Genomic DNA, 22186 nt, shown 5'->3' with positions numbered 1-22186 from the left:
TCAGTGTCAGCCCGATATTATCCCATGCGTTCCATTTCGCTGCCTGCAGGCATCAATCTTCGGCACAGATGGCTTGCAAGCCGTGTTGCTCCAGCAAGCGCTTGGCGGCCGCGATGGCGGCAGATGCCGGTTTGCTGCTGGCGCAGGCATAGATGTCATTGAGAACCACCGCCGCATCCTTGCCCATTACAGCAGCCATCAGCTCGGCCAGGTTGCGGTCGGAAAAGTGTTCATACAGCACGGCCAATACGGGGAAATACGCCGAGCCGGGAATGCCCGCGGGATAGGCGCTGCGCAGCATGCGCGCGGTGCCGGACAAGGTTGGGGGCAGGGTATCTGACATGCTCAAGCGACTACTCCTTGGTGTTGCTTATACGTTTTCCGCATAAGCACAGTGCAATTAAATGGTGGATATTTCCCACAAGCAGGCATATTCTAGACAATCACACTAGCTGGCAGCTGTTCAGCTGGTCCCCACGATTTTTCTCAGGAGCCCGCATGCGCTTTTCTCTTTTCCTTGCCAGCCTGCTGCTTGCCGGCACCGCCGTTGCCGCCGCGCCGACGCCGGCCAACCCCGTCGCCACGCCGCACTTGCCGTACAACGCGGCGGCCGACGCCAAGGCCGACGTGGCCCGTGCGCTGGCCGAAGCCAAGGCGGCGCACGTGCCTGTCTTGCTGATCTTTGGCGCCAACTGGTGCGAGGATTGCCGCGCGCTCGACAAGGCATTGAAGGAAGGCAAGAACGCGGAGTTGATGCAGCAACAGTTCAAGGTCGTCAAGGTCGACGTGGGTAACTTCGACCATAACCTAGACGTGGCGCAAGCCTATGGCAATCCGCTCAAGAAAGGCATCCCGGCTGCCGTGCTCGTATCAAGCGACAACAACCAGGTGCTGTACGCCACCAAGGGCGGCGAACTGGCGAATGCCCGCCGCATGAGCGAGAGCGGCATTTATGATTTCTTCAAGCAAGCGGCCAGCGTGAAAGCGCCGGCGATTTAAGGGTCTTCTTTAAAACTCTTCCCACGCATCGCTGGCCGGCGCTGCCGGGCGCGATGGCGTGGGCAGCATGGGCTTGTGCGTCGGCTGCCGAGGCTGCTGCTGCGCCGCATGCCCGGTCTCTTCCAGCTTGAAGACGCTGACCACCTGTGCCAGCCGGCCCGCCTGGTCCTGCAAGGACTGGGCGGCCGCCGCCGCTTCTTCCACGAGCGCCGCGTTTTGCTGGGTCGCGTCATCCATCTGCGTCACGGTGGCATTGACTTGCGCGATACCCTGGCTTTGCTCCTGGCTGGCTGAAGCGATTTCTCCCATCAGGTCGGCGACTCGTTGCACGGAAACGACGATGTCCTGCATGGTGGCGCCGGCCGAGTCGACCAGCTTGCTGCCCGCTTCCACCTTGCTGCCCGAGTCGACGATCAAGTCTTTGATTTCTTTCGCTGCCGCCGCCGAGCGCTGCGCCAGGTTGCGCACCTCGGTTGCCACCACGGCAAAGCCGCGGCCCTGTTCGCCCGCACGGGCCGCCTCGACCGCTGCATTTAACGCCAGGATATTGGTTTGAAAGGCAATGCCATCGATCACGCCGATAATGTCCGCGATCTTGCGTGAACTTTCCGTAATCGCGCCCATCGTCTGCACGACTTGTCCCACGACTTCACCGCCCTTGACGGCGTGGCTCGACGCCGATACCACCAGCTGATTGGCCTGGCGCGCGTTGTCCGCGTTCTGTTTCACGGTCGACGTCAGTTCTTCCATGGCCGCCGCCGTCTCTTCCAGGCTCGACGCCTGGGCTTCCGTGCGCGCCGACAGGTCCAGGTTGCCCGACGCGATCTGGCTCGATGCGCTGGCAATGGAGCCCGTACTGTCGCGAACTTCGCGTATCGTCACGTTCAGCGACGCGACGAAGCGGTTGAAGGCGGCGGCCAGCGCACCGACCTCGTCTTCCGATTCGACGGGCATGCGGCGGCTCAGGTCGCCATTGCCACTGGCGATTTCGCTGAGCATGTCGGCCGCCCGTGCGACGGGAGCTGCGATGGCGCGGCTGATGACATAAATGATGCACAGGGCAATGCCGCCACCGACGAGGCCGGCGATCAGGGCGGCGATCAGGGCCGAACGCGTGACGTTGCCCAGCACTTCCGTTTCCGGTACTTCGGCCATCACGTACAGATTCAATTCCGGCACGAAGGAGGCGGCGACGAACTGGCGTCCGGCAGGCGCATCGTAGATGGCATACGCGTATTTTTTGCCAGTGAGCAGGCTCTGGCTCAGGATATCGCTAAAGCCGGGCAAATCCTTGAGTGCATGCTTGCCATCGGCCAAGGCCGTGTCGCGGTGCACGAGCAGCACGCCATTCGCGCGCGCCAGGTAGACATGGCCCGTCTGGCCGATCTTGTAGCTGCGGATGGTGTCGGCCAGCGCATTGATGGACAGGCCCAGGCCGGCCGCGATCTGCTTGCCGCCCGCCGTCTGGCCGCGCGCATTCAGGTACAGCATCAGGTCGCTGGAGTTTTCCGCCTTGTCGATGTCGAGCGTGTAGGCCTTGTCGCCGGCCAGCAAGCCATAAAACCACTGATCTGCCGCCTGGTTCTTGTCCAGGGTACGCAGCAAGCCTTCCGTGGTGAAATATTTGCCTGTGCTGGCCGAGGCCCAGTTGATCGAGGCGGCCTTGTTTTTTTCCTTGACCACGGTGGCGTAGCGCTGGAAGGTGGCGATGCCGCTGTCGGGCAAGTCCGCGTCCTCCCAGTCTTGCAGATAGACATCATTGGCCATGGTTTGCACCACGGACAGGGGCTGGCTGATCTGGCGCAGCACGTCGTTGCGGATTTCGCCCACTTGCGCCGGCAACTCCTGGCTGACGACGCGCTCGCGCACGTAATCGCTGCTCATGCGCACGCTGAGGAAAGACGAGATCGCCATGAAGAGCAGCAGGCACAAGCCCATGCTGAACAGGAGTTTTTTCTGGATGGAGAGGCGGCGGAGCAGAGACATGGAAGACCTTGGAGGATGGCCTGCAGAATGAGCAGAAAAGCGGGCAGGCGAGCAGACAGTATACCGGCCGCACTGCGCCTTCCATCGCACCATTGCTGCTTTTCATTCATTTATGTTGCATTGCAGCAACGCGCGATCGTCTCAGGCAGGCAAGCCGTGGGCGATCAATTCCAGCGGCAATTCCGTGCTGCACTTGATTTGCTCCATGGAAAAGGCGGACGACACGCCCGTCAGCTGCACGGCCTTGATGAGTTTTTTATAAAACGTGTCGTAGCCCTTGATGTCGGTGGTGACGACTTTCAGCAGGTAGTCGATGTCGCCGCTCATGCGGTGAAACTCCTGTACCTCGGGCAAGACGATGACGGCGGCGGCGAAGCGGCGCAGCCATTTCTCATCGTGCTGGCCCGTGCGGACGCTGACGAAGACGGTCACGGGCAAACCCACTTTTTGGCGGTTGACGATAGCCACGCGGCTCTCGATATAGCCGTCTTCCTCCAGGCGCTTGACCCGCTTCCAGCAAGGCGTGCTGGACAGGCCGATCTTCTCGCTGAGGGCTGCGATCGACAGGGTGCCGTCCTGCTGCAGGGCTGCGAGGATGGCGCAGTCAAATTTGTCGAGCGAGGCGTTTGGTGAATTCATTTTCATTAATCCGGTTTTTATGGCATGAACATGCTGCATGGTACATCGTTTGCAGCATTTTTTGGCATATCTTCACGGGGGCAGGCCGGTAGACTATCCATATATTCCAGCCGCCTGTGCTGTGCCCTTTTTATAGAATACTCAGACTGCCATCATGAAAGAAATCTACCTCGACAGCAATGCCACCACCTGCGTGCTGCCCGCCGCCGTTGCCGCCGCCCGGCAAGCGATGGAGCAGGGCTATGGCAATCCCAGCAGCACCCACGCGACGGGATTGCAGGCCAAGGCCATGATGGATGGCGTGCGCCAGCGCGCCGCCCGCTTGCTGGGCGTGGGCGACGGCCGCCTGATGTTCAACAGCGGCGCCACGGAAGGCATCCAGACGGCCGTGCTGTCGGCCCTGTGTGCGTTGCGCGAACGGCGCGATGCAGGCAAGCGCATCGGCAGCCTGCTGCTGTATGGCGCGACCGAGCACAAGGCCGTGCCGGAAAGCCTGGCGCACTGGAATCGGCTGCTGGGCCTGAACCTGGAAGTGCGCAAGCTGCCCGTCGATGCGCAGGGGCGCCACGATTTGCAGGCGCTCGGTGCGCTGATCGGCGACGCGGCCATGCTGTGCACGATGGCGGCGAATAATGAAACGGGCGTCGTCAGCGATTTGTCCGGCATCGCCCACCTGCTGCAGGAACGCGGTGCCGATGCCTACTGGATGGTCGATTGCGTGCAGGCGCTGGGCAAGCTGAAACTGAACCTGGCCGCCACGCGCATCGATTACGCGCCGTTTTCCGGCCACAAGCTGTACGCGCCCAAGGGCATCGGCATGCTGTACGTGCGCGCCGGCGCCCCGTTTACGCCCCTGATGATGGGCGGCGGCCAGGAGGCGGGCCTGCGCTCGGGCACGGAAAACATGGCAGGCATCGCCGCGCTGGGCGCCGTGCTGGGCGCGCTCGACGATGGCAAGACCTTCCGCAGCGACGCCGACCTGGCCGCGTTCCGCGTGCAGCTGGTGGCCAGCCTGGAACGCGCTTTCCCCGGCATCGTCTTCAATATGCCGTTCGACTTGTCCTTGCCGACGACGCTCAATTTTTCCGTGCCGGGCCTGTCCTCGAAAGAGCTGTTGGACCTGTTCGACGCGGCGCGCGTGCGCGTCAGCTCGGGCAGCGCCTGTTCCGCCGCCAAGGCGCTCCCCAGCTATGTCCTGGAAGCGATGCACGTGCCGCAATGGCGCGCCAGCTCGGCCATCCGTTTATCGTTCGGCCCCCTGATCGACGCGGCGACCATTACCGCCGCCTGCGCGCGCATCGAGCGCTGCGGTGAAGCGCTGCGCAGCAGCTGCCTGTCGCCGTCGACACTGGCGCCATCGCCGCAGGACGGCGTAGTCCAGTTGAGCGTCGATGGCCAGTGCACCTGGCTGCTCAGCGACCTTGCCAGCGCCAGTTGCGTCGTCATCGATCCCGTCGCCGCCCTCGTGCCGCGCCTGGCCGCCTTCATCCGCTGCCAGCACCTGGCCTTGCGGGCCATCGTGCACACGGCGGCGCCAGCCGACCATGGCGTGGCGCGTCTGGCCTTGCTGCAGGAACTCGAGATCGAACAAGTCGGCCGCGTCGATATCGACGGTGAGCTGGCGCTGGGCCAGCAGCGTTTGCGCCGCATCGAGTGCGGCGAAACCCATGTGTACCTGCTGGAGCAGCGCTTCGCCTTCATCGGCAATCTGGCGTCCGAGGCGCTGGCCCCCTTGCTGGAGGCGGCGCTGCTGACGCAAGACACCGTGCTGTGCGCGTCAGGCGACGACGGCAGCATTTGCGATACCGTGCGCACGGTGCAGGACGGTAGCGTGCCGGCCGCCGAACTGCAGCTCGACGCGGCCGCCTTGCCCGCCTTCCTGCGCCAGCATCCCGACGCCATCCTCGTCGACGTGCGCGAAGCGTATGAACATGCGGCGTGCGTCGGCACGGTGTTCGAGGACTGCGAGGTACGCAGCGTACCGCTGAGCCGCCTGGCGGGGCAAGTGGCCGCGTGGCTGCAGCAGCCGCAGCGCCCGCTGGTCTTTTTCTGCCGCAGCGGCAATCGCAGCGCGCGCGCCAGCGCCTGTTTGCGCCGCCTCGGCCACGGCGCGGCATGGCAGCTCAACGGCGGCATGGCGATGGCGGAAGCGACGCGCCACCCGCTGGCCATCGCTGCCTGAGCGGCTTGAACTTTCCTCGTTGAAATATTGCACCGTGTCATCATCGGCACGGTGCACGCTATTCGTTTCCTTGCGGCATTTTTTCACTGTCCAGTCCGCAAATTTCTTTGCCGACACGCTTCCAAAGCGGCAGCTATGTACGCTAGCGCACGGTCTTGCCTGCGCGGCCCTCCTACGATGAAGTTCAGAAAATCTCCCTATACCCTGAGATTCGTCGCAACGCTCCGGCGCTTCGCTTTCCGTCTTCGCCAGTGTCCGATCGTGTTCTTGCAGACTGGGCCCGCGTGACGGTGGCCGCTGGCTGTGTGCGCGCACCTAGCGAGGCCCAAGTTGAAAGAGTACACAGCAGTTGTCACGCAGCAGATCAAGGAACAGATTTCCAAAGTTAAAGAAATCTTCCGCGACCATTCCCTTGCACCGGACACCTTCGACGCCGCGCGCGACGATGCCTTGCCCCTGCGTTCCGAATTATTCAGCGCCATGCAGATGGCCGCCCACGGCAAGCATGTGGCCACCGGCCATGCGGTGGGCAAGCATCATGGCCGCGACCGCCTGCTGGCGCGCCTGGCCGACAATGCAGCCCTGATCACGGCCACCGTCAACGAATTGACGGCGACCGTCAAAAGCGGGCGCCAGGTCACGCCCGCGTCGGAATGGCTGCTCGATAATTTTTATCTGATCGAAGAGCAGATCCGCACCACGCGGCGCCACCTGCCGAAGAACTACAGCAAGGAGCTGCCGCGATTGACATCGGGCCCCGATGCCGGCTGCCCGCGCGTCTACAAAATTGCGCTGGAAATCATCTCGCACGGCGATGGCAGGGTCGACCTGGAAAATCTGTGCCACTTCGTCGAGGCCTACCAGGACGTGGCCACCTTGACCCTGGGCGAACTCTGGGCCGTGCCCATCATGCTGCGCCTGGCCCTGATCGAAAACCTGCGCCGCGTGGCCGTGCGCGTGGCCGACGACCGCATGCAGCGCGACCTGGCCAACACCTGGGCCGACCAGATGACGGAGATCGCCGAGCGCAATCCCAGCGGCTTGATTCTGCTGGTGGCCGACATGGCCCGTTCGAATCCGCCGATGACCAGCGCTTTCGTGGCTGAATTGTCGCGCCGCCTACAGGGACAAAGTTCCTCGCTGACCCTGGCGCTGTCGTGGCTGACGCACAAGCTGGCCGAGTCGGGCCTCACCATCGAGCAGCAGATCCAGTCCGAGATCGGGCAGCAGGCGGCCGACCAGGTGTCGATCGCCAACAGCATCGGCAGCCTGCGTTTTCTCGGCACCATGGATTGGCAGGAATTCGTCGAGACCATGAGCGTGGTCGAGCAAACCTTGCGCCTGGACCCGGCCGGCACCTATGGCTTGATGGATTTCGCCACGCGCGACAGCTACCGCCACGCCATCGAACGCATCGCCAAGCGCAGCGCGCGCAGCGAAGTGGAAGTGGCCGAGATGGTGGTGAAGCTGGCGCACACGCACGGCAACGGCAATGACGCGCGCCGTGGCCACATCGGCTTCTACCTGGTGGGGCGCGGCGTGCTGGTACTGGAAAAGCTGGCAGGCGCGAAGCTGCCCTTTGTCGAGGCGCTGCAGCATACGGCGCGCGCCGCGCCGCTGGCCGTCTACCTGGGTGCCATCTGCTTCCTGAGCCTGGCGACGAGCGCCTTGCTGCTCGAGCGCGCCGTGCGCCATGGCGTGCAGGGCTGGCCATTGGCAGCGCTGGGCGCGCTGGCGCTATTGGGCAGCAGCCAGCTGGCCGTGGCCGTGGTGAACTGGCTGGCGACCTTGATGACGTCGCCGCACCCGCTGCCGCGCATGGATTACCAGGCCGGCATTCCGTCGGACGCGCGCGGCATCGTCGTCGTGCCGACCCTGATCTACAGCCAGGAAAACGTGGCGGCCCTGTGCGAGGCGCTGGAAGTGCGTTATCTCGCCAACCGTGATCCGAACCTGCGTTTCTGCCTGCTGACGGACTTCGTCGACGCGCAGGCGCAAACGATGCCCGGTGACGAAGCCCTGCTGCGCCAGGCGCAGGACACCATCCGCACCCTGAACGAGAAATACCGCGTGGAAGGCGTCGAATTTAAGGAAAACGGCGACCCGGCCGACCCCGAGGAACTGGGCCATGTCGGGCCGTTCCTGCTGCTGCACCGTCCGCGCCTGTGGAATTCGCAGCAGAATGCGTGGATGGGGCAGGAGCGCAAGCGCGGCAAATTGTCCGACCTGCACGCGTTCTTGCGCGGCGGCGCGCGCGACAAATTCTCGCTGGTGGAAGGCGAGTTGCGCGGCCTGCGCACGATCAAATACGTGATCACGCTCGACACGGATACGCAGCTGCCGCGCGACGCGGCGCGCGAATTCATCGCCACCATGATGCACCCGCTGAACCGCCCCGTGCTGGACGCGGCCGGCACGCGCGTGGTGGCCGGCTACGGCATCCTGCAGCCGCGTGTGGCCGTGGCGCTGCCCAGCGCGAACGCGTCGCGCTACGAGCTGCTGTGTGGCGGCGAGCCGGGCATCGACCCGTATACGCGTACGGTTTCCGACCTGTACCAGGACGTGTTTTATGAAGGCTCCTTCATCGGCAAGGGCATCTATGACCTCGACATGTTCGAGCGCGTGCTGGGCCAGCGCCTGCCCGACAATAAAATCCTCAGCCACGATCTGCTGGAAGGTTGTTATTTGCGCGCGGGGCTCCTGAGCGACTCGCAGCTGTACGAGGAATATCCGGCCCGCTACGACGCCGACGTGAGCCGCCGCCAGCGCTGGATACGCGGCGACTGGCAATTGATCGGCTGGCTGCTGGGCCGGGTGCCGGGCCGCGCCGGCAAGCGCGAACGCAATCCCTTGTCGATGCTGTCGCGCTGGAAGCTGTTCGACAATCTGCGCCGCAGCGTCGTCGCGCCCGCGACCACCGTGTCGCTGCTGCTGGTGTGGGGCTTCTTGCCGCATGTGGCATTCTGGAGCGCGGCCGTGCTGGCCATCATCTTCCTGCCGCCCGTCTTTTCGGCCCTGTACGATTTGCTGCGCAAGCCACGCGACACCCTGTGGCGCCAGCACCTGGCCGCCTTCGAGCGGCGCTGCGGGGTGCAGTTTTCGCACGCCATGCTGACCCTCGTCTTCCTGCCGTACGAAGCGTGGATCAGCCTGGACGCCATCGCCCGCACCCTGTGGCGCCTGGGCGTGTCGCACAAGCATTTGCTCGACTGGCGTGCCTCGAACCTGCATGTATCGTCAGGTTCGCAGGCCGACAGCTGGCGCGCCATGTGGTGCTCGCCCGCGCTGGCGCTGGCCGCCTTCGGCGCCTTGCTCTACTGGCGCCCGGAAGCCTTGCCGGCCGCCGCCGTGGTGCTGCTGCTGTGGCTGGCCGCCCCCGCCATCGCCTGGTGGATCAGCCGCCCCATCGAGCGGGCCGTGGCGCGTTTGTCGGCCGAGCAGGGGCGTTTCCTGCACGGCGTGGCGCGCAAGACCTGGGCGTATTTCGACACCTTCGTCGGGCCGGACGACCACTGGCTGCCGCCCGATAACATGCAGGAACATCCGAATCTGGTGGTGGCGCACCGCACTTCGCCGACGAATATCGGCCTGGCGCTGCTGGCCAACCTGACGGCCTACGATTTTGGCTACATCACCATGGGCCAGCTGATCGAACGCAGCCGTGCCACCTTGCACAGCATGGGGGAGCTGGAACGCTTCCAGGGCCACTTCTATAACTGGTACGACACGCAAACGCTCAAGGCGCTGCAGCCGATGTACATCTCGACGGTCGACAGCGGCAACCTGGCCGGCCATCTGCTGACCTTGCAGCCGGGACTGGTGGAACTGTACGACGCCCCGATCATCGGCGCGCAGGTGGTGCAGGGCATCCGCACGACGGCGCAGGTGCTGCAGGAATTCATCGCCGCCGAAGGCGAGGGCAAGGCCATGCGCGAGAGCATGACCCTGCTGCAGGCAGCGGCCGCTCCCGCCAGCCTGGCCGAATGGCATGCCTATCTCGCCGCCGCGAATGGCGCGGCCGATGCGCTGCTGTCGCTGACCCTGCAAAGCGAGGATGGCGAGCTGTCGATGTGGGCGGGTGCGCTGGCGCGCCAGTGCCGCGCGGCGCTGGCCGAATTGCTGCAACTGGCGCCGTGGGCGGCGCAGGCGGGCGTCGATGCGGCGCTGATGCGCGTGCCGACCCTGCGCGAACTGGCCAATCTGGAAGCGCCGCAAGGCACGCAGCCGGAGCTGGCCGCCTTGCTGGCACAAGGCCGCGAACAGGCGGGCCGCCACATGCGCGACATCGCCCATGCTGCGGGCCAGGCGCGCGACTTCGCGCAGATCGAATACGGCTTCCTGTACAACCCATCGACGAAACTGCTGGCCATCGGATACAACGTCAGCGAACGGCGGCTGGACCCCAGCTACTACGACTTATTGGCTTCCGAAGTGCGCCTGGCCAGCTTCATCGCCATCGCCCAGGGCCAGCTGCCGCAGGAGCACTGGTTCGCCCTGGGCCGCCAGCTGTGCATGGTGGCCGGCCAGCCCGTGCTGCTGTCGTGGAGCGGCTCGATGTTCGAGTACCTGATGCCGCTCCTGGTGATGCCGAACTACCCGAACACCTTGCTCGACCAGACCTACCACTCCGTCATCGAGGCGCAGATCGATTACGGGCGCCAGCGCGATGTGCCGTGGGGGATTTCCGAGTCCGGCTACAACACGGTCGACGCCAGTTTGAACTATCAATACCGTGCCTTCGGCGTGCCGGGACTGGGCTTGAAGCGGGGCCTGGCCGACGATCTGGTGGTGGCGCCTTACGCCAGCATGATGGGCTTGATGGTGCAGCCGGAAGCGTCGTGCCAGAATCTGCAGCGCATGCAGGCGGCCGGCTACATGGGCCGCTACGGCTTTTTTGAGGCGATCGATTTCACCACGGCGCGCCTGCCGCGCGGGCAGGGCAGCGCCATCATCCGCTCCTTCATGGTGCATCACCAGGGCATGGGCTTTTTGGCCCTCAGCTACCTGCTGCACGACCGTCCGATGCAGCGCCGTTTCGAGTCCGATCCGCTGCTGCAATCGGCCTTGCTGGTGCTGCAGGAACGCACGCCGCAGGCAGGCGCGTTTTATTCGAACACGGCCGAACTGGCGGTGCTGCGCAGCGGCGCGCCCGAGCAGGCCATGCCGATGCGCATCCTCACGCAAGCCAACAGCGCCGTGCCTGAAACTCAGCTGCTGTCGAATGGCCGCTACCACGTCATGGTGAGCAATGCGGGCGGCAGTTACAGCCGCTGGAAAGACCTGTCCGTCACGCGCTGGCGCGAAGACAGCACGCGTGATAACTGGGGCAATTTCTGCTACCTGCGCGACCTCGACGACGGTGCCGTCTGGTCCACCATGTACCAGCCGACCCTGGCCGAACCGAAGAAGTACGAAGTGATTTTTTCGGAAGGACGGGCTGAGTTCCGCCGCGCCGACCATGGCCTCGACCTGTACACGGAAATCGTCGTCTCGCCCGAGGACGACATCGAAATCCGGCGTACGCGCATCAGCAATAATTCGAACCGCCAGCGGCGCATCGAGATCACCAGCTTCGCCGAAGTGGTGATGGCGCCGGCGGCGGCCGATGCGGCCCATCCCGCGTTCAGCAAGCTGTTCGTGCAGACGGAAATCCTCGCGCATGAAAAGGCGATCCTGTGCACGCGCCGGCCCCGCTCGAAGGAGGAGCAGATGCCGTGGCTGCTGCATGTGATGACGGTGCACGATATCGAACGCTATGAAGTATCGTTCGAGACGGACCGCGCGCGCTTCATCGGCCGCGGCAACACGGCGCAGTTGCCGCAGGCGCTGCAGGAAAGTGGGCCGCTGAGTGGCGGCCACGGTTCCGTGCTCGACCCCATCGTGGCCATCCGCTACGTCATCACGCTCGAACCCGACCAGGCTGTGACGGTCGACAGCGTCACCGGCATGGCCGAGCAGCGCGATGCGGCCTTGCACCTGATCGACAAATACCAGGACCGCCATCTGGCCGACCGCGTGTTCGAACTGGCCTGGACGCACAGCCAGGTGGTGCTGCGCCAGTTGAACGCGAGCGAAGCGGACGCGCAGCTGTATGCGCGCCTGGCCAACGCCGTGATCTATCCGAATGCGGCCCTGCGCGCCGAAGCCAGCATCCTGATCAAGAACCAGCGCGGCCAGTCCGGCCTGTGGGCGTATGCCATTTCCGGCGACCTGCCCATCGTGCTGCTGCAGATACGCGACGCGGCCAATATCGAGCTGGCGCGCCAGATGGTGCAGGCGCATGCCTATTGGCGCCTGAAAGGATTGATCGTCGACCTGGTGATCTGGTACGAAGAGCAGTCGGGCTACCGCCAGCTGCTGCACGACCAGATCATGGGCCTGATTGCCTCGGGCATCGATGCACAGGCGATCGACCGTCCGGGCGGCATCTTCGTGCGCCTGGCCGAGCAGATCGCCAATGAAGACCGCATCTTGCTGCAATCGGTGGCGCGCGCCATCATCAGCGACTTGCGCGGCACCCTGGCCGAGCAGGTCAAGCGCCCGCCGAGCCCCGTGCTGCGCATGCCGCCGCTGCTGCAGGACCCTGCCCGCGAACAGGGCGGCGTGCCGCACCGGGCGCCCAAGCGCGAGCTGATCCTGGAAAATGGCCTCGGTGGTTTCACACCCGACGGCCGCGAATACGTGATCACCACGGCAGAAGGCAAGCAGACGCCGGCGCCGTGGTCGAACGTGCTGGCCAATGCGCAATTCGGCACCGTGGTGTCGGAAGCGGGGCAGGCGTACACGTGGAGCGAGAATGCGCATGAATTCCGCCTCACGCCATGGCAGAACGACCCCGTGTCCGACCTGTCCGGCGAAGCGTTTTATGTGCGCGACGAGCAGACGGGCCAGTTCTGGTCGCCCTCGTCTTTACCCGCTCGCGGCAGCGGCGACTACGTGACGCGCCACGGTTTCGGCTACAGCATTTTCGAACACAGCGAAGGCGGCATCGCCACGGAGTTGTGCACCTATGTGGCGCTCGATGCGGCCGTCAAATATTCGGTGATCAAGGTGCGTAACGACAGCGGCGTGCCGCGCCGCCTGTCCGTTACCGGCTATGTGGAATGGGTGATGGCCGACCTGCGCGCCAAGTCCGGCATGCACGTGGCCACCGAGGTCGACACGATCAGCGGTGCCCTGTTTGCGCGCAATAACTACAACACGGAGTTTTCGGGCCGCGTCGGCTTCTTCAATACGGACGCCAGCATCCGCTCCATCACCTGCGACCGCAATGAATTCATCGGCCGCAACGGCAGCCTGGCGCAGCCGGCGGCGCTGCGCCGCGTGCGCCTGTCCGGCAAGGCTGGCACGGGACTGGACCAGTGTGCCGCCATCCAGGTGCCGTTCGAACTGCAGCCGGGACAGGAGCGCGAAATCGTCTTTATCCTCGGCGTGGGCGGGCGCCGCAATGCCGACGCCAGCACCATGGTGCAGCGCCATGCGGGCAAGGAAGCGGCCCGCAGTGCGCTCGACGCGGTGCGCGCGCACTGGGAAAGTACCCTGGGCGCCGTGCGCATCGAAACGCCCGACCCGTCGCTCGACGTGATCGCCAATGGCTGGCTGATGTACCAGACCATCGCCTGCCGCCTGTGGGCGCGTAGCGGCTATTACCAGTCTGGCGGCGCCTACGGTTTCCGCGACCAGCTGCAAGATGCGATGGCCATGATCCACACGGCGCCGCAGCTGCTGCGCAAGCACTTGCTGCTGTGCGCGGCGCACCAGTTTGTCGAGGGCGACGTGCAGCACTGGTGGCATCCGCCGTCGGACCGGGGCGTGCGCACGCACTGCTCCGACGATTACCTGTGGCTGCCGCTGGCCGCCTGCCGCTACGTCATCGCCACGGGCGACGTCAACGTGTTGTCGGAAGTGGCGCCCTTCATCGAGGGGCGCGCCGTCAAGCCGGAAGAGGATTCGTATTACGACTTGCCCGTGCGTTCGGGCGAATCGGCGGACCTGTACGAACACTGCGTGCGCGCCATCCGCCATGGCCTGCGCCTCGGCGTGCACGGCTTGCCGCTGATGGGGTCCTGTGACTGGAACGATGGCATGGACAAGGTGGGCGAGCATGGCAAGGGCGAGAGCGTATGGCTGGCTTTCTTCCTGTATGAAGTGCTGCAGCGCTTTGCCGAAGTGGCCATGCTGCGCGGCGACTCTGCGTTCGCCCAGTTCTGCCGTGACGAAGCCGTGAAACTGGCCGCCAACGTCGAGGAGCATGCGTGGGACGGCGAGTGGTACCGGCGCGCGTATTTCGATGACGGCACGCCATTGGGTTCGCACACGAACGAGGAATGCCAGATCGATTCGATTTCGCAAAGCTGGGGCGTGCTGTCGGGCGCCGCCAACAAGGAGCGGGTCGCCGGCGCCATGCGCCAGGTCGATGCGCGCCTGGTGCGCCGCGATTCGGGCGTGATCCAGCTGCTCGATCCGCCGTTCGACAAGGCCGACCTCAATCCCGGCTACATCCGCGGCTATGTGCCGGGTGTGCGCGAGAACGGCGGCCAGTACACGCATGCTGCCATCTGGACGGCGATGGCGTTTGCCCGCATGGGCGACGGCGAAAAGGCGTGGGAATTGCTGCGCATGATCAGTCCCGTACGCCATGGCGCAGACGCGCAGGCGGTGGCGCGCTACAAGGTGGAACCGTACGTGGTGACGGCCGACGTGTATGCCGTGGCGCCGCACGTGGGACGCGGCGGCTGGAGCTGGTACACGGGATCGTCGGGCTGGCTGTACCGGCTGATCGTCGAATCCCTGCTGGGATTGACGCGCGAAGCGAACGTGCTGCGCATGGCGCCGACGATGCCGGCCGAGTGGCGCAGCTTCAAGCTGCATTACCGCTTCGGCGCCAGCAGCTATGCCATCACGGTGGAGCAGGCGCAGGGGCGGCCTGCGGGATTGTCGCTCGATGGCGTGGCGCAGGGCGGCAACAGCATCGCCCTGCGCGACGAGGGCCGCGAGTATGCGGTGCTATTGCTGCTCTAGTCCTGCCCCCGTACTTGCCACGTATCGTGTTCGGGACGGCGCCGGCCTGCCAGTAGGATCAGGCCGGCGCCAAACAGCAGCAGGTCGCGCGTGCGCACTTCGGGCGCGGACGGCGTTGCCGCCTGGTGGTAGTTCAAGGCTGCCGCCGTGGCGGAGGCAGGCTGGATGGCGCAAGCGGCCAGGCACAGCGCCGCCACTTTTCTATTTAACTGCATACATTCCTCAAGAAAGCGCGGTGGGCACCAAGTGGCACCGTGCCACTGTTCATGTCGACGACATTGTAATTATGGACATGAATATTGTAAATGAGAAATTATCTAAAGCTCTCTCAAAACCCCAGGGCGGCGCCTGCGCCCAGCAGGGTGGCCACGCCCAGCACGGCAAACACCAGCGCCGCGATGCCATGCACCAGGCGCAGCGACACGCGGTTGGCGATCCTGTCGCCCAGGTAGACGGCCGGCACGTTGGCCAGCATCATGCCGAAGGTGGTGCCCAGCACGACGGAAACGATATCGTGATAACGCGCCGCCAGCGCCACCGTCGCCACCTGCGTCTTGTCGCCCATTTCCGCCATGAAGAAGGCGATCAGGGTGGTCAGGAAGACGCCGTATTTGGCCAGCTTCGTCTCGTCTTCATCGAGCTTGTCGGGGATCAGGGTCCAGGCGGCCATGGCCAGGAACGACACGCCCAGCACCCAGCGCAGCACGTCGGGTCCCAGCATGCTGGTGATCCAGGCGCCGACGGCGGCGGCGAACGCGTGGTTGGCGATGGTGGCGACGAAAATGGCCAGCACGATGGGTAGCGGCTTGCGGAATTTGGCGGCCAGTAGAAAGGCCAGGAGTTGGGTTTTGTCGCCGATTTCAGCGAGACCGACGATGCCGGTGGAGATGAGGAATGCTTCCATGAGATTGCAAGAGGTACGCGGGCCGGACGAATTAACCAATGATCCACGGGCGACTCCGGCCCATGCGGCCGCCCTGGATCAATGGTCTCGTCAAGTTCTGCAACCACCTGCACCATGGCCTGCGGGCCAATCATGTTGATACAGGTTCCCGCGGCAGGACCGCGGGACGACTACTCCCCAATGTTCGAGGCGCATCATACGCCAATGCCCGCGCCGGCGCCAGTAGCGCCGGGGCGCGGCACTGCCTGGTGTGTGGGACTTCGACAACAATGACCGGTTTGCAAACAGACTCGACTTAGAATGCAGTTCTGTCCACGACTCCCAGATGGAATGCGCCATGCCGGTCCTTGTCCGCTTGCTTGCCTTGTGTTTGACCTTGTTTGCTCCCTTGTCCGGCCTGTGCGCCGCCGCACCCTTCGACGACAAGTTCCGCCAGCTGGAAGAGCTGCTGCCCACGCCGAACAGCTACCGCACGGCTTCCGGCGCGCCGGGCCACGCCTACTGGCAGCAGCGCGCCGATTACGTGATCCGCGCCACGCTCGATGAGGAACGGCGCGCCATCACGGCCAGCGAGCAGATCACCTATCACAACCGCTCGCCCGACAGCCTGGCCTATCTGTGGCTGCAGCTGGACCAGAATGGCTTGCGCCAGGATGCCGACCAGCGCCGCGTATTGAGTGCCCCATCGCGCCAGGCCTGGCTGAGTAACAGCGAGGACGAGGCGCTGAAATTCGAGGACTTGCGCGCCATCCATGCGGGCCGCGAATTTGACGGCGGCTTCAAGCTTACCGCCGTGAAAGCGGCCAACGGCAAGCCGTTGCCGTATGTCGTCAACCAGACCATGCTGCGCATCGATCTGCCGGTGGCGCTGGCGCCCGGCCAGAGCATCACGTTCAATATCGATTGGTCGTATCAGATCAATGACCAGAAGGTGCTCGTCGAGCGCTCCGGCTACGAATATTTTGAAGACGACAAGAACACGATCTTCCAGATCGCGCAGTGGTTCCCCCGCATGGCCGCGTATTACGACGCCGCCGGCTGGCAGCACAAGCAGTTCCTCGGCTCCGGCGAATTCACGCTGGAGTTTGGCGACTACGAGCTGTACCTGACGGTGCCGTCCGATCACGTGGTGGCCGCCACTGGCGAGCTGCAAAATCCTGCGGCTGTCCTGAGCGCGGCGCAGCGCGAGCGCCTGGCGAAGGCAAAAAACAGCACTACGCCGCTGCTGGTGATCACGCCGCAGGAAGCGCTGGCGGCGGAGAAGGGCAAGGCGGCCGGGATGAAAACCTGGCACTTCAAGGCGGCCAATGTGCGCGACGTGGCGTGGGCCTCGAGCCGCAAGTTCATCTGGGACGCGCAGGGCCTGGACAGCGGCGGCAAGCGCGTGATGGCCATGTCGTATTACCCGAACGAGGGCAATCCGCTGTGGCAGCAGTACAGCACGCGCGCCGTCGTGCATGCGATCGAGCAGTACAACAAATACAGTTTCGACTATCCGTATCCGAATGCGATTTCCGTCAACGGCGCCGTGGGCGGCATGGAGTACCCGATGATTGCGTTCAATGGCGGGCGCCCCGTGAAGGACAAGAAGACGGGAGAACGCACGTATTCGAAGACGACCAAATATGACCTGATCGGCGTGATCATCCACGAAGTGGGCCACAATTATTTTCCCATGATCGTCAACTCGGACGAGCGCCAGTGGACGTGGATGGACGAAGGTTTGAATTCCTTCCTGCAGTACCTGGCCGAGCAGGCGTGGGAAGAGCATTTCCCGTCCTGGAATGGCGAGCCGCGCAAGATCGTCGACTACATGCGCAGCCAGAACCAGGTGCCCATCATGACCAATTCCGAGTCCTTGCTGCAGCTCACGGCGAACGCCTACGACAAGCCGGCCACGGCCCTCAACATCCTGCGCGAGACCATCCTCGGACGCGAACTGTTCGACTTCGCCTTCAAGCAGTACGCGCTGCGCTGGAAGTTCAAGCGCCCGACGCCGGCCGACTTTTTCCGCACCATGGAAGACGCGTCCGGCACGGACCTGGACTGGTTCTGGCGCGGCTGGTTCTATACCACCGACGCGGTCGACATCAGCATCGACGGCATCAGCGAATATGGCGTGAGCACGAAGAATCCGGAAGTCGAGAAAGCGTGGAAGAAGGCGCAGAAAGACGCGCAGCCCATCTCGATCTCGGACCAGCGCAACAAGGCGCTGCCGAAGAAGATCGACATCGATCCCGCGCTGAAGGATTTCTACAACCAGCATGATGAATTCACGGTCACCAACAAGGACCGCAACAGCTATGCGGAAGAGCAGGAAACGCTGGAGCCGTGGGAGAGAAAGCTGCTGGAACAGCGCAACATGGGCAAGCATCTGTACCTGGTCGATTTTTCGAATCTCGGCGGCTTGGTGATGCCGCTGATCCTGGAAATCGAACTGAAAAGCGGCAAGAAGATCATCGAGCGCGTACCGGCCGAAGTGTGGCGCTATGCGCCGGACAAGATCAGCAAGGTGATCGTCACGGATGAACCGATGGTAGGGCTGGTGCAGGACCCGTACTGGGAGACGGCCGACATCGACACCAGCAACAATAGCTGGCCGAGAAAAATCACGCCATCGCGCCTGGAGCTGTTCAAGCAGGACCGCGACAAGAACAACCTGATGAAGGATTTTAATACGCCGCTCAAGGCGCCCGAGGCAAAGCCGGAAGCCAAGGCCGAGACGAAATAGGGAAACAGCGCCGGCCAGTCCGGCGCTTTTTTCTGCCGGCCTGCGCGGGAAGTGCTATTCTGCGCGACGCCCCGGCGCACACGGACCGGGGCTTTCGCAAATCATTCAAAAGACGACCATGCAAACTTTGACCTTCCTGCGCGCGCTGGGCTGTGCGCTACTTTGCCAGGTAACCCTGGCCGCGCACGCCGACCCCCTCAGCTACGCGCGCTACGACCAGGTGCGCACGCGCGACCTGCAGCTGGACCTGAAAGCGGACTTCAAGCAAAAGACCCTGTCCGGCTATGCCGAGCTGTCCTTGAACTGGATCGATCCTGCGGCGCGCACCCTGGTGCTCGACACGCGCGATTTGTCGATCGCAAAAGTGCAGGTACAGGACAAGCGCGGCGCCTGGCAGATGGCGCCGTACCAGCTGGACAAGGCCGACCCGGAAAAGGGCCAGGCGCTGCGCATCACCACCACGGGCCAGCCGGGCAAGGTGCGCGTCTACTATCACACGGCGCCGAACGCCATCGCGCTGCAGTGGCTCACGCCGCAGCAAACCATGTCGGGCAAGCTGCCATTCATGTTCAGCCAGTCGCAAAGCATCAACGCCCGCTCGTGGGTGCCATCGCAGGATACGCCGGCCGTGCGTTTTACGTATAGCGCGCGCATCGATGCGCCAGCGGGCATGCGCGTCGTGATGAGCGCCGAGAACGACGAAAAGGCGACGGGCAAGGGCGGCTGGAAATTCAGGATGCCGCAGCCGATTCCATCGTACCTGCTGGCCATTGCCATCGGCGAGCTGGAAGTGCGCAAACTCGGTCCCCGCTCCGCCGTGTATGCGGAACCGCCGCGCATCAAGGCGGCCGAATACGAGCTGGCCGACACGGAAAAGATGATCCAGGCAGCCGAAGCGCTGTACGGCCCGTATGGATGGGGGCGCTACGACATGATCGTGCTGCCACCATCGTTCCCCTACGGCGGCATGGAAAACCCGCGCCTGACCTTCCTCACGCCGACCATGATCGCGGGCGACCGCAGCCTGGTCGACCTGATCGCGCATGAACTGGCCCACTCGTGGTCGGGCAACCTGGTCACCAACGCGTCGTGGAAGCACATGTGGCTCAATGAAGGCTTCACCACCTACGTCACGACGCGCATCGTCGAGCAGCTGTATGGCAGCGACGTGGCGCAGATGGGCGTGCAGGTCGACCAGGAAGAACTGGCCGCCTCGATCCGCGAACTACCGGCCGCGAAAACGGCGCTGATCACGCGCGACGCGGACGCCAACCCGGCTGAAACGTACACGGACGACGGCATCATCTATCCGAAAGGCGCCTGGTTCCTGGCCACGATGGAACGCCGCGCCGGCCGCGCCGTGTTCGATCCCTTCCTGCGCGGCTGGTTCGACCAGCACGCGTTCCAGAGCGTGACGACGGAGCAGTTCGTCGCCTACCTGCGCAAGAACCTGCTGGCGCAGCATCCGGACGTGATGCCTGAAGCGGAACTCGATGAATGGCTGTATGGCACAGGCGTGCCGGCCAGCGCGCAGCGCGTCGTCTCGCCGCGCCTGGCGCTGCTCGACCAGCACCGCGACGCCTGGTTGAAAGGCACATTGCCGACGAAAGACCTGGGCATGGACAAGTGGATCGCCATCGAGTCGATGCACTTCCTGAACGACATCAACAACAAGGCCAGCGCGGCGCAATTGCGTGAGCTGGACCAGGTCTACGGCGTGGGCAAGAGCGGCAACAATGAAGTGGCCTACCGCTTCTACCTGGCCTCCGTGAACGCCGGCTACGACGTGCAGCAGCCCTTGCAGGCATTCCTGATGAGCGTGGGCCGCCAGAAGTTCGTCGTGCCCCTGTACAGCGCCCTGATGAAGACGCCCCAAGGCCATGCCTGGGCCAAGGACGTGTATGCGAAGGCGCGCGAACGCTACCACCCGGTGACGCAGGAAAGCGTCGACAAATTGATGGCCGCGCAAGCGCATTGAACTTCCTTTGGACATCCTCACCATGCATACCATGAACCGCCTCGCCGCCGCCATCGTGCTGGCGTTTTCCGGCATCGCCATGCCGGCGCTGGCCCTTGACGCCGCCCCCGTTGTCGCCGCCGCGCCGGTGCCCGCGCCGGCCTTCGACCTTGAGCGCGACGTCGCCACCGCCCTGAAAGTGTTCGACGTGCCTGGCATGGCGATCGCCATCGTCAAGGATGGCAAGGTCATCACCGCCAGGGGTTTCGGCGTGCGCAAGCTGGGCGAACCGGCCGCCGTCGACGCGAAGACCGTGTTCGAAGTGGCGTCGAACTCGAAAGGCTTCACGGCCGCCGCGCTGGCCATGCTGGTCGACGAGGGCAAGCTGGCCTGGGACGATCCCGTCACCAAGCATTTGCCCGGCTTCCAGATGCACGATTCCTACGTGACGGGCGCCATGACCATCCGCGATTTGCTGACGCACCGCAGCGGCCTGGGCCTGGGCGCGGGCGACTTGCTGTGGTGGCCGACAACGACCTTCAGCACCGACGAGATCATCGAGAAGCTGCGCTACATCCGTCCGGCCACGAGTTTTCGCAACAGCTATGCCTACGATAACCTGCTGTACATCGTGGCCGGCAAGATCATCGCCGACAAGGCGGGGAAAAGCTGGGGCGAGGCCATGCATGAACGCATCCTGGCGCCGCTGGGCATGACGGGCACCACCACCAGCCTGGCTGAAAATGCGGGCAATCCCGACGTCGCCAATGCGCACAGCAAGATCGACGGCAAGATCGCCGCCGTCAAATCGATGCCCGTGCCGAACGCCGTGGGCGCCGTCGGCATCAACACGAATGCGGAAGATATCGCCAAGTGGATGATGGTGCTGCTCGACGGCGGCAAGATCGCCGGCGTGAAGGACAAGGATGGCAAGGACGCGCGCCTGTTCAGCGAAAAGCAGGGCCGCGAAATGTGGACGGCGCAAACGCCGATCAAGATCCCCGAGCCGAAACCGGCATTGGCCGCGACGAAACCGAACTTCAGCGCGTATGGCCTGGGCTTCCAGCTGCGCGACTACAAGGGCATGAAGGTGGCCATGCACGGCGGTGCGCTGCAGGGATTTTATTCGCGCGTGGTAATGGTGCCGGAAGCAAAGCTGGGCGTGGCCATCCTCACCAATGCGGAAAATGGCGGTTCCATGACGGCGCTGCAATGGCGCATCCTCGACCATTACCTGCAGGCGGCGCCATCGGACTGGCTGGCGTTGGTGGCCAAGGTGGAGCAGGATCAGCATGCGGAAGAAGTGAAAAAGCAGGGCAAGGCGTCGAGCGCGCGGGCGGCCAGATCGCAGCCATCGCTGTCGCTGGCATCGTACGACGGCGAGTATGAGGATGCCTGGTACGGCAAGGTCGTGATCAAGCCCGAGGGGAAAAAGCATATCCTCAGCTTCACGCGCACGCCGGACCTGACGGGCGAGCTGGAACACTGGCAGCACGACACCTTCATCGTGCGCTGGAAAGAGCGCAACTTCAACGCGGACGCCTACGTGACGTTCTCGCTCAATCCCGATGGCAGCATCGATCGGGTAAAGATGGCGCCTGTGTCGGCCGAGACGGATTTCAGCTACGACTTCCAGGACCTGAGCCTGGTGCCGGTGAAACCGAAGGAAGCGAAGAAATAAAGGGTCGATACCAAAAACGCAGCCTGTGCTGCGGTTTTTTTTCGCCCGTTGCCATGCAAATGCGCGGCAGGAGGGCGGCGCGCCGG

The 22186-nt window shown here is 64.0% G+C and carries 11 protein-coding genes and 1 riboswitch; of the genes, 6 read left to right on the top strand and 5 right to left on the bottom strand.

The features are described 5' to 3' along the window. Positions 1 to 52 precede the first annotated feature (52 nt). Entirely contained in the window at positions 53 to 343 is a 291-nt protein-coding gene (locus ASN89_RS17620; RefSeq protein ID WP_235502002.1) for a DUF3349 domain-containing protein, read from the bottom strand. A gap of 155 nt (positions 344 to 498) precedes the next feature. Here ASN89_RS17620 and ASN89_RS17615 point away from each other — a divergent pair, with 155 nt between their 5' ends. Then, positions 499 to 999, top strand: a complete 501-nt coding sequence (locus ASN89_RS17615; protein ID WP_034753151.1) for a thioredoxin family protein — start codon at positions 499 to 501, stop codon at positions 997 to 999. 9 nt (positions 1000 to 1008) lie between these two features. On the opposite strand, the gene ASN89_RS17610 is transcribed toward ASN89_RS17615, so the two are convergent. Next, positions 1009 to 2985 (bottom strand): methyl-accepting chemotaxis protein, encoded by a 1977-nt coding sequence (locus tag ASN89_RS17610; RefSeq protein ID WP_082654621.1) that lies wholly within the window; start codon positions 2983 to 2985, stop codon positions 1009 to 1011. A 141-nt stretch (positions 2986 to 3126) separates the two neighbouring features. Next, positions 3127 to 3624, bottom strand: a complete 498-nt coding sequence (locus ASN89_RS17605; RefSeq protein WP_034753155.1) for an Lrp/AsnC family transcriptional regulator — start codon at positions 3622 to 3624, stop codon at positions 3127 to 3129. Between the two features lie 154 nt (positions 3625 to 3778). Between ASN89_RS17605 and ASN89_RS17600 the strand changes: the two genes are divergently transcribed. Both ASN89_RS17600 and ASN89_RS17595 read left to right on the top strand, forming a co-directional pair. After that, positions 3779 to 5806: an aminotransferase class V-fold PLP-dependent enzyme gene (locus tag ASN89_RS17600; protein ID WP_058050183.1), complete on the top strand. Its 2028-nt coding sequence runs from the start codon at positions 3779 to 3781 to the stop codon at positions 5804 to 5806. Positions 5807 to 6199: 393 nt separating this feature from the next. After that, complete coding sequence (locus ASN89_RS17595; RefSeq protein WP_082654626.1) at positions 6200 to 14827, top strand: GH36-type glycosyl hydrolase domain-containing protein; 8628 nt, start codon at positions 6200 to 6202, stop codon at positions 14825 to 14827. On the opposite strand, the gene ASN89_RS17590 is transcribed toward ASN89_RS17595, so the two are convergent. Both ASN89_RS17590 and ASN89_RS17585 read right to left on the bottom strand, forming a co-directional pair. Beyond that, positions 14824 to 15042, bottom strand: coding sequence for a hypothetical protein (locus ASN89_RS17590; RefSeq protein WP_152988597.1), 219 nt, complete (start codon positions 15040 to 15042; stop codon positions 14824 to 14826). The genes ASN89_RS17595 and ASN89_RS17590 overlap by 4 nt on opposite strands. Positions 15043 to 15155: 113 nt before the next feature. After that, positions 15156 to 15731, bottom strand: coding sequence for a TMEM165/GDT1 family protein (locus ASN89_RS17585; protein WP_058050181.1), 576 nt, complete (start codon positions 15729 to 15731; stop codon positions 15156 to 15158). 9 nt (positions 15732 to 15740) lie between these two features. Next, a riboswitch (yybP-ykoY riboswitch) is annotated at positions 15741 to 15922 on the bottom strand. Between the two features lie 146 nt (positions 15923 to 16068). On the opposite strand from ASN89_RS17585, the gene ASN89_RS17580 reads away from it, so the two are divergent. From ASN89_RS17580 to ASN89_RS17570, 3 genes are all read left to right on the top strand, one after another. Continuing rightward, on the top strand, positions 16069 to 18462 hold the full coding sequence (locus ASN89_RS17580; RefSeq protein ID WP_058050180.1) for a M1 family aminopeptidase: 2394 nt from the start codon (positions 16069 to 16071) through the stop codon (positions 18460 to 18462). A gap of 118 nt (positions 18463 to 18580) precedes the next feature. Beyond that, positions 18581 to 20440, top strand: coding sequence for a M1 family metallopeptidase (locus tag ASN89_RS17575; protein ID WP_058050179.1), 1860 nt, complete (start codon positions 18581 to 18583; stop codon positions 20438 to 20440). A gap of 22 nt (positions 20441 to 20462) precedes the next feature. Next, positions 20463 to 22100 (top strand): serine hydrolase, encoded by a 1638-nt coding sequence (locus ASN89_RS17570; protein WP_058050192.1) that lies wholly within the window; start codon positions 20463 to 20465, stop codon positions 22098 to 22100. Positions 22101 to 22186 lie beyond the last annotated feature (86 nt).

Source organism: Janthinobacterium sp. Ant5-2-1 (assembly GCF_001445815.1).
Classification (GTDB): domain Bacteria; phylum Pseudomonadota; class Gammaproteobacteria; order Burkholderiales; family Burkholderiaceae_D; genus Janthinobacterium; species Janthinobacterium lividum_E.
Note: the sequence above shows the minus strand (reverse complement) of the source record. Positions and strands in the feature narration are given on the sequence as shown.